Genomic DNA, 9,586 nt, shown 5'->3' on the forward strand with positions numbered 1-9,586 from the left:
AGATAAGGTTACCAACACTGGCCAATGGAAACTGTATTGTTGATACTGGCGGTCGTATTGAAGCTCATATCATCAAAATAAGTAAACAGCGTTTTGCTGCTTTGGGTAAAAAATAAACCTTACTGGTTTAGTTACCCTGCTAAAATGAATAAAAAGGTGCCTATGGCGCCTTTTTTTGTTTTAATTGCAATAACTTGCGTGTGTGATTGAAAACAACACAGTTATCGTTCATTTTAACCGGCAAGATTGATTAGATATTTACTTAGATTGGTAATTAATCATTAAGAAATATCAGCTATCTCAGCTGCTTTTATTATTATACGCCTGCCCATCATACAAAGGTGCGTTATGCTGCGCAGTTACTGGCTTTTTTATGATAAGCAGAGCTCGAACTAGATGCCAAGTTGGTTGATATCAATTACTCCGTTTAAATTAACGACAAGGGATAAAAATGCAGCCTCTTTTAACAAATATTGTTGCCGCTGTTGGTCAGGTCTTATTAGGAAAAGAACAACAGGTTAAGCTGGCGGTTGCATGTTTGATTGGTAAAGGTCACTTGTTACTTGAAGACCTGCCCGGTATGGGCAAAACCACCCTGGCACATTGTCTGGCACGTGTATTGGGGTTGCAGTATCAACGGATGCAGTTTACCAGCGATCTGTTGCCTGCAGATATTCTTGGCGTGGCTGTTTTCGATAAAAACCAGTCGGCATTTAAATTCCATCCCGGACCCATCTTCACCCAACTTTTACTGGCCGATGAAATCAACCGCAGCACGCCGAAAACACAAAGTGCGTTATTAGAGGCGATGGAAGAGGGACAAGTCACCATCGAAGGTGAGACCCGTTCGCTGCCATCTCCCTTTTTTGTGATTGCCACACAAAACCCGATATCACAATCTGGTACTTTTATGTTGCCGGAGTCACAGCTGGATAGATTCTTAATGCGCTTGAGTTTAGGTTATCCTGATCATCAGTCAGAGCGTTTATTACTCCAGGGTGTCGATCCGCGCGGTCGTATTGCTGAGATGCAACCCGTTGTTACTCCAGAGCAACTTGCCGATTTGCAAAAGCAGGTCAGCGGCGTTCATTGTAGTGAAGCATTGCTTGATTACCTGCAAAAACTGGTGCTATTTACCCGTGTGGATGGCCGCTTTACCTATGGTTTATCACCTCGCGGAGCATTGGCCTGGCTGAGCGCCGCTAAGGCATGGGCGTTGTTAGATGGCCGTGATTATGTTATTCCTGAAGATATACAGGCGGTCGCGAGTGCTGTTTTAGGTCATCGGGTGCGCGGCGGCGAAGTCGAAGAGGGCCACGAACATCGTGATCTTGTGCACTATTTGCTGAAATCAGTCGCAGTGGTGGGATAAATGTCTTATTCACGTTGTTGGCCGAAAAAAAGGTGAGCTTAATAAGCAACACGAAGTCATCAGCTTCTGTGCAAGGGTCGCAACGGCAACCGAGTCGCTGGCAAGCCCGTTTTTTTCGCTGGATAGATAAACGCACACCCGTGTCCCGTTCGGCCCGATTAACCCGGAAAAACCTATATATTATCCCCACTAAAACTGGCCTCAGTTTTGTGATATTGAGTTTTATCCTGTGGTTACTCGGCACCAGTTATCAAAATAATTTGGTCTTAGCGTTAAGCTACCTGTTAATAAGCTTGATTGTTGTGGCTATCTTTCATACCTATGCGAACCTTGCGGGTTTAGAGATCAAAGTGCTTGGAGGCAAACCTGCTTTTGTAGGCGAGAAGGCCTATTTTAGTTTACAGGTAGAGGGCTGGCGCGCTAAAGGTTATGACAACATTATAATACGCTGGTGGCATGGTGAAGATGGCTGCTTTGATTTTGCCGCTAAGCAAACAACGCAGATTCAGGTCGGCGTTGAGACACACAAACGTGGCATACTGCAACCGGGAAAGCTGTTGATTGAAAGTGTTTATCCATTAGGCATTATTCGTTGTTGGACCTGGCTAAACCTCGACGCGAGCACCGTTATCTTTCCCAAACCATTAAAAGTAGATTTTCCAGCACAGTTAAGCACCGCCAATGATAGTGAGCAAGGCGAGCAATTTGCCGATGGCGATGATTTTTCCGGCCTCAGGGAGTACCGCGCAGGTGATCCGGTCAAACATATTGCCTGGAAACATTATGCGCGTGAACAAGGTTTATATTCCAAAGAGTATGCGAGTAGCCGCAGTCACGACAATTGCTTAGATTGGGATAAGTTCTCGCATCTGCATGTCGAAGAACGTCTGCGTGCTCTCTGTTATTGGGCGCTACAGTTCGAAGGTTTACAAAAAGCTTATGGTTTACGTTTACCCGGCAAACAGATCCCGCCGGCATTAGGTGACGGTCATCGACTGAGTGTGCTTAGTGCACTTGCCTGTTTTGATATTAATCAGAGTGACGTGTAATTATGGAAGCATCGACAGCGGCTTTTGAACGGCAAAAACTGATGCGTCATGAAAACTTGCTCTGGCTGATCGTCGCGCAGGGGGTGGTTATTTTACCCTTGTTAATCCGCTTGCCGGTATGGTTGTGGCTGCTCTGGTTAGGCTCACTCATCTGGCGATTACAGATCCATGCTGGCAAGCTTAATTTCCCATCATCAACGGTTAAAATTATACTCAGTGGCCTGTGCCTGTTCGGTTTATTCAGCTCATACCGTGGCGCTTATGGTGTCGAAGCCATGGTGGGCTTTTTAGTATTCACTTTTATTCTGAAACTGTTGGAGCTGCGCAGCAGAAAAGATGGCTTACTGATGTTGTTTATCGGTTTTATTGCGCTGGCTGCACAATTTCTTTTTGCTCAGTCTATTTGGACAGCGCTGTACGCTTGTTTTTCCTGCATCGCTTTGCTGGCCGCGTGGCAAACTATCTACTTAACCCGACAATTCTCAGCGCGAGCAAAATTGCAAAGTGGGGCAACGTTGCTGCTGCACGCCTTGCCGTTAATGCTGGTGATGTTTGTGATCATGCCCCGTCTTGGGCCATTATGGCGGACACCCTTGTTACAAAGTGAAGCGCATACCGGCTTTAGTGACTCAATGGCGCCAGGCGATATCGGCGACCTGGTGCGATCCAAGGGAACCGCCTTTAGGGTTAATTTTCTTGACTCGAAAACGCCGCCAACCAGTGAGATGTATTGGCGTGGATTGATTCTGGATAGCTTTGACGGGCGGACCTGGCGCTTAAACAAGCAATGGGGCAGAGGTAGTACAGCGCTGCCTGACAATCTACCTTCTGACAATATTTTACGCTATGAGATCATTGTTGAGCCGCATTATTATCATTGGCTGTTTGCACTGGCTGAGCCGGTTAAGGTTAATTCAGGTACCCGACGAACTAATATCACGCCGGATGGATTAGTGACAACAAGAGATCCATTGACCTCCCGCTTGCAATACAATGTGCACAGTATCGATCCCGCATTTCTTAAACGTCCCGTTTTATCTGCCGAGCAAAGGCAACACTTAATAAGCTTGCCGGAGGGTTATAACCCGCAAACCATAAAGCTGGCGCAAAGTTGGCTCGAAGATGGCAGCTCGCCTGCGGCAATCGTCAAAAAGGCATTGTCTTGGTATCGGCAAGATTTTTATTACACGTTGCAGCCGCCCTTGTTAGGTGAAAATAGTGTCGATGATTTCTTATTTACTTCCAAACGTGGATTTTGTGAGCATTTTGCCAGTAGTTTTGCAGTATTAATGCGCGCAGCAAAAGTGCCGACACGCGTTGTGGTCGGTTATCAGGGGGGGACCTATAACGAACTTGAAAATTATTGGATGATTCGCCAGGCCGACGCACATGCTTGGGCTGAGGTTTGGTTAGAGGGAATAGGGTGGCTGCGTGTTGATCCCACCAGTGTCGTAGCACCACAGCGCGTTGCGCAGGGTATCGACAATGCGCTGGTCGATGCCGAGCGTAACATGGTAGCAGCAGGGTTGTTTGATGCACCGCAATGGCTGACTGGTTTGCGTCATCGGCTAGATGCCGCCAATTATATGTGGAGCCGCTGGGTGCTAAGTTATAATGCAGACAAGCAAAATCAATTACTAAAGCAGTTATTCGGTGGCGCTGACCCTTGGAGGATAGGCTTAGCAAGCATCGCTTCGCTGCTTTTTTTATTGGTCATCTATACATTAGTGGTTATCCGCCCAAAATGGCAAACACGGTCACCTTTGCAGCGCGCCCTGATTAAATTTGATAAAACCTGCCTGCAATGGCGATTACATCGCGAGCCTGATGAAAGCATCGCCAAATTTGCACTGCGTCTGGCAGAAAAACAGCCGCAACTTAACAGCAGCTGCCAACAGCTTGCACAAATATCACAGCGCGCTTTATATGCAGACGATAGCCAGTGTCAGAAAGCATTGAACAGAGCATTAGTAGAATTCCCTGAGACGCCGGAGAGATAAAACAAGCCGTTTAGCTGGTTATAGCAATTGCTATTTAGGATTATCACTTGGTAGACAGGTCTATCTCTTTAATTTGCCGCACCCAGGGTTTGAGATTCTTATACTGCTGCTTGAATTTGTCTGCCGCTGCTTTTTCTTTAAAGCTGCCGTTTAACACTACGAACTGACCCCGTTTATCCTTGCCTAGCGGAACAACTGCAACAGCACCTTTCAGCCGGGATTCGGCGATAAATTGTTGTGCAGCCTTTAATGAACTGAAAACAGCAAGTTGCAGGGTATAGTGGTTCTTGTCCTGCGCTAATACCCAGGCTTTATCTGAGGCATTGTTGGTAGTAGGCGATGGCTGCTTGGCCGACTGAACAGAAACATTTTTTTGCAGCTGTTTGTTGGCTGGTGAGGCAACAATATCAGCTGCTTCAGCGCCCAGACAGGTAGCGACCTGAAACTCATTACCTTGCTTTACAGCCTGATATTTCTTCCAGAAAGCAGCGTCAACTTTCTTAAGTGAAGATGGTGTTTTTGCATCCCGGTAGCGGGAAGTCTTACCGGGACCGCCGTTGTATGCGGAATAGGTGGATCTGGCCAGATTATCCAGCCCACCTTGGCGTTTGTGCTCGTCTCTTTTAAGGGCATATTTGAGCAGATAATTGAGTAAAACTTCTGTCCCTGCCTGAGCATTATAAGTAATATCCCAACGCAGTTTCTGAACGTCATACAGACCCCGCCAAACCCGCTCGTTGATCTGCATTAAGCCGGTATCGCCAGTGCTTGAATGTAATGACACGACCTTCTTGTTTTTCAGCATATATTGCCGCCAGCAGCTCTCCTGCCAGGCAGTGGTCAGCACCAGATCTGCAAAGATCTTTTTCGTTGCAGGCTCCAGTCTGGGAATGCTGGTCGCACTTTTGCTGCTATCTTCGAGTAGATCGCGAATCAGCGGCAGATACACTGGCAGTTCGCTTTTAGTAGGCACCCAGAGTTTGAGACGATCCTCTGGTGATGCAGCCCAGGCAGAACTGATTGGCCATAGGTTGAAGTTATACCCTGATGGTTCGCTTAACTCGAGGGATGGCGGAAGCCGGAAAAGCAAACGAAGTTCCGGATCAACGGTATCTTCGTATAGCAAAGGATCAATGCCGGGCTGATCGATCAGCATCCGGCCCATATTGCGCAGTCCATTTGCGGAAATATCCAGACCGATAGAAGGACCAAGCCGATCCAGCGTGGCAAGGGCGTCCGTGGCGGCAAGCAGACTGATCAGCAGCATCGGCTCCTGACCTGGTTTTTCCTGACTGATCTGGCGCAGAACCGGCCCCAATTGTTGCCAGCTGTCAATAAACCAGTGACGTACCGGATCATCGGCTCGGGTGACCTGCATGGTCAAGGCATCAACCAGGCGGTAACGGGCATCGAGAAGAACTTCCACCAGGGTATCACGCAGTTCCTGTTGATGGGTCGCATTGGCGTAATGTTTGACTGCAAAGGTGATCATGGCGTCCATCATCTGCCAGTTTTCCTCGAGCTGCTGTATCTCCTCAAGGGTAAATATTTCTGCCGGATCCGGCGTGGCGGGCAGCCTCTCTACCTGCAGATCGGCTGCAACGGTGATGCCATCGGGCTGGATTGTGATTTCTGCTAATTTGAGGCTGTCTGATATCTTACTGATCTGCGCAGCGGAGCGTTTATCTAAAATATCCGGTAGCAGTCTGTTCAGCTGATTAATGGCTGGTGAGAGGTCTATTTCATAGCGGTTCATAAAAGAGAGTAGCTGCCCGCTAGCCAACTCCCATATGGGGCCGGTGATCAACTTCCCCTGCGGATTATACAGCCGGGTGCTGAGGATCCTCAACATGACGGATCTGGCACCCGTTTGAATGACAGGTTCAGTGAGAAATTTAGCCTCACCTTCCCAGTTGAAAAGCGGTGTACAGTTGCCAAAGGTTGCGGTCGCTATGTTAGCCTTCACGTGCGTGGTGACTTCCAGTTTATGCTGGTGCTCACGTAACTGCGGGTCAGAGAGGAAGATGCTGCTGCAACCCGTTGCATCATTTAGGATCTCCACGCTTTTATCTGCTGTATTGAACAGCTGGCTGTGCATCAACTGCCGTAGAACCGGATAATCGAGTTTGATCGGCACGCGTACAGTTTCTGCGCTCACCGGTATTGCCAGGAGTGTTGCAGTTAGCAGTAAAAAAAGAATGTTGCTCCATTTGCTTAACTTTTTTTCAGTCATATTTATACTTCGCTGTGAATAACGGGAACGACTAATAGCAGATTTATGTGAGAGTATAGGAAGAATAAAAGTCATTCACCAAAACATATTGATTTAGTGAGATGTTTTATCTCATTATGTCCCTATTACGACAAAACCTTATGAGAATTTGTTATTCCGCTTCGCAAGCATCATTATGTTATACCCATGCTACTTCAAAATGCTTTGTCAGGCACTTGCTCGGAGACCAGACCAAGGCGCAACATGAGGTAATATTTATTCCCTTTTCGATTGTTGCAACGCAGAGCTGGTTTTCGAGCCCGCCCCCATAGGGCAAGGCAACTTGTAGCAATTTGCCTTGCTGACTTTGTATCTTAAAGCATCATGGGGATATATTGTGAATCAGGCTAAATCGAAACGATCAGCATTCATCACTTTCGCCCATGCGGCGACGAAGTCCTTCACAAATTTTTCCATATTGTCATCCTGTGCATAGACTTCGGCATAGGCGCGCAGGATCGAATTAGAGCCAAAGACAAGATCAACTCGTGATGCTGTCCACTTAACCTGATCCGACTTGCGATCACGGATTTCATAGAGGTTATTTCCGCTAGGCTTCCACGTATAATTCATGTCCGTCAGATTAACGAAGAAATCGTTACTGAGTACACCTTCGCGCTCGGTGAATACTCCGTGCTTAGTACCTCCGTGGTTAGTGCCGAGTACGCGCATCCCGCCAACCAGCACCGTCATCTCGTGAGCGGTCAGGCCCATTAATTGAGTTCGGTCGAGCAGCAGCTCTTCGGCGCTGACCACGTAGTCCTTTTTCAGCCAGTTGCGGTAGCCGTCATGGAGAGGTTCCAGCACTTCAAAGGAATCCACATCGGTCATTTCATTGCTTGCATCTCCACGACCGGGTGAAAAAGGCACGCTAACATTAAAACCTGCTGCCTTTGCGGCCTTTTCGACAGCGACATTACCTGCCAAAACGATCACATCTGCGATACTTACGCCGCTCTCGCCTGCAATACCTTCAAGCACAGTCAGTACTTTGGTCAGACGCGTCGGTTCATTACCTGACCAGTCTTTTTGCGGAGCAAGACGAATGCGCGCCCCGTTAGCGCCACCACGTTTATCCGAACCACGGAAGGTTCTGGCGCTGTCCCAGGCAGTACAGACCATTTCGCTTACGCTGAGATTACTCGCTGCAATTTTGTCTTTGACCGCCTGGACATCATAGTCAGTAGCTCCTGCCGGAACCGGGTCTTGCCAGATCAGATCTTCCTGCGGTACATCTGGTCCGATGTAACGTGCTTTCGGCCCCATATCACGATGGGTCAACTTGAACCATGCCCGAGCAAATACTTCAGAGAAGTATTGAGGGTCATTGTAGAAGCGCTCGGAAATTTTCCGATATTGCGGATCCATCTTCATGGCCATGTCGGCATCGGTCATAATCGGATTGTAGCGGGTAGAGAGGTCTTCAACATCAACCGGCTTGTCTTCTTCCTTGATATTGATAGGTTCCCACTGCCAGGCTCCAGCCGGGCTCTTCTTCAGTTCCCACTCGTAGTTGAGCAGTAGGGTGAAATAACCATTGTCCCACTGCGTCGGGTGAGTCGTCCACGCGCCCTCAAGTCCGCTGGATACTGTATTGCGACCAATGCCGCGTTTACTTTTGTTGTTCCATCCCAGGCCCTGCTCTTCGATAGCAGCTGCTTCAGGTTCCGGACCGAGCAGCGCGGCATCGCCGTTACCGTGGCATTTACCCACTGTATGACCTCCGGCGGTGAGGGCGACAGTTTCTTCATCGTTCATGGCCATGCGGGCAAAAGTTACGCGTACATCATGGGCCGTCTTGAGAGGATCCGGATTACCATCTACCCCTTCAGGATTGACGTAGATTAGCCCCATCATCACCGCTGCCAGCGGGTTGTCCAGATCGCGCTCGCCGGAATAGCGGCTGTTGGGATTATCGCTGGGAGCAAGCCATTCCTTCTCCGAACCCCAGTAAATATCCTTTTCGGGATGCCAGATATCTTCACGTCCAAAGGCGAAGCCGAAAGTCTTCAGTCCCATGGATTCATAAGCAATGGTACCGGCATAGGCAAGTAAATCAGCCCAGCTGAGTTTGTTGCCGTATCTCTTCTTGATCGGCCAGAGAAGACGGCGTGCCTTATCCAGGTTAACATTGTCAGGCCAGGAATTGATTGGTGCAAAACGTTGATTACCCGTACCGGCGCCACCCCGACCATCAGCGATACGATAGGTGCCGGCAGCGTGCCAGGACATACGGATCATAAGACCGCCGTAATGCCCCCAATCCGCTGGCCACCAGCTCTGACTATCAGTCATCAGCGCGAGCAGATCTTTCTTGAGTGCAGCGGCGTCGAGTTTCTTGACCTCTTGCCGATAGTTGAATTCAACTCCCATCGGATTGGTCTTATTATCATGTTGATGGAGAATATCCAGGTTAAGTGCTTTTGGCCACCACTCCATGTTCGATATACTGCTCTCCGTAGCACCGCCATGCATCACCGGGCATTTGCCACTAGTGGCTTTCTTTTTGTCATTCATTTCCAGTTTCCTCTCGCGTATTGATAGCTATTTATATTATCTTGTATGGCACAAGATAGTTGCCCAAGTGCCTCTCTGCCTCTCTGAATTACAGCCTGCTATTTTCAATAGCGGTTGGGTGCAAAGCAGGGCGGATCAGCATCTCAAAATGAAACTGCCCTGTGATAATACCAAATCCGATAATTATCTATTCATTTATGCTTGTTAAAATGAATGCTAGCTAGACATAACACTACGTTTTAGTCTTTGTTATTGATTTGATTCAGAACGTCCTGTTCTTCACCACTTTGTGGCCAGCTAAAGCTGTTCAAAATCGTTCCATACGATTTTGTGTAATTAGAACAACTAGTTACTGTAATCAATACCTTGCTTTCAT

At 48.1% G+C, this 9,586-nt stretch carries 5 protein-coding genes; 3 read left to right on the forward strand and 2 right to left on the reverse strand.

What is annotated here, in order from left to right; genetic code table 11:
• Positions 1-451 precede the first annotated feature (451 nt).
• The 3 genes from ABZA00_RS14745 (at position 452) to ABZA00_RS14755 (ending at position 4,421) form a co-directional block, all read left to right on the forward strand.
• A complete protein-coding gene (locus tag ABZA00_RS14745) occupies positions 452-1,372 on the forward strand; it encodes an AAA family ATPase (protein WP_372882922.1) in 921 nt (306 codons plus the stop codon).
• A 215-nt stretch (positions 1,373-1,587) separates the two neighbouring features.
• Positions 1,588-2,421, forward strand: a complete 834-nt coding sequence (locus ABZA00_RS14750; protein WP_372882923.1) for a DUF58 domain-containing protein — start codon at positions 1,588-1,590, stop codon at positions 2,419-2,421.
• A 2-nt stretch (positions 2,422-2,423) separates the two neighbouring features.
• Positions 2,424-4,421 carry a transglutaminaseTgpA domain-containing protein gene (locus ABZA00_RS14755; RefSeq protein ID WP_372882924.1) on the forward strand — a complete coding sequence of 666 codons (1,998 nt, stop codon included), beginning with the start codon at positions 2,424-2,426 and terminating at the stop codon, positions 4,419-4,421.
• A 43-nt stretch (positions 4,422-4,464) separates the two neighbouring features.
• On the opposite strand, the gene ABZA00_RS14760 is transcribed toward ABZA00_RS14755, so the two are convergent.
• Entirely contained in the window at positions 4,465-6,654 is a 2,190-nt protein-coding gene (locus tag ABZA00_RS14760; protein WP_372882925.1) for an SPOR domain-containing protein, read from the reverse strand.
• A 381-nt stretch (positions 6,655-7,035) separates the two neighbouring features.
• Complete coding sequence (gene katG, locus ABZA00_RS14765; RefSeq protein WP_372882926.1) at positions 7,036-9,210, reverse strand: catalase/peroxidase HPI; 2,175 nt, start codon at positions 9,208-9,210, stop codon at positions 7,036-7,038.
• Between the last annotated feature and the right edge of the window lie 376 nt (positions 9,211-9,586).

Origin of the sequence: Psychromonas sp. (genome assembly GCF_041586535.1) — a bacterium.
Classification (GTDB): Bacteria; Pseudomonadota; Gammaproteobacteria; order Enterobacterales; family Psychromonadaceae; genus Psychromonas.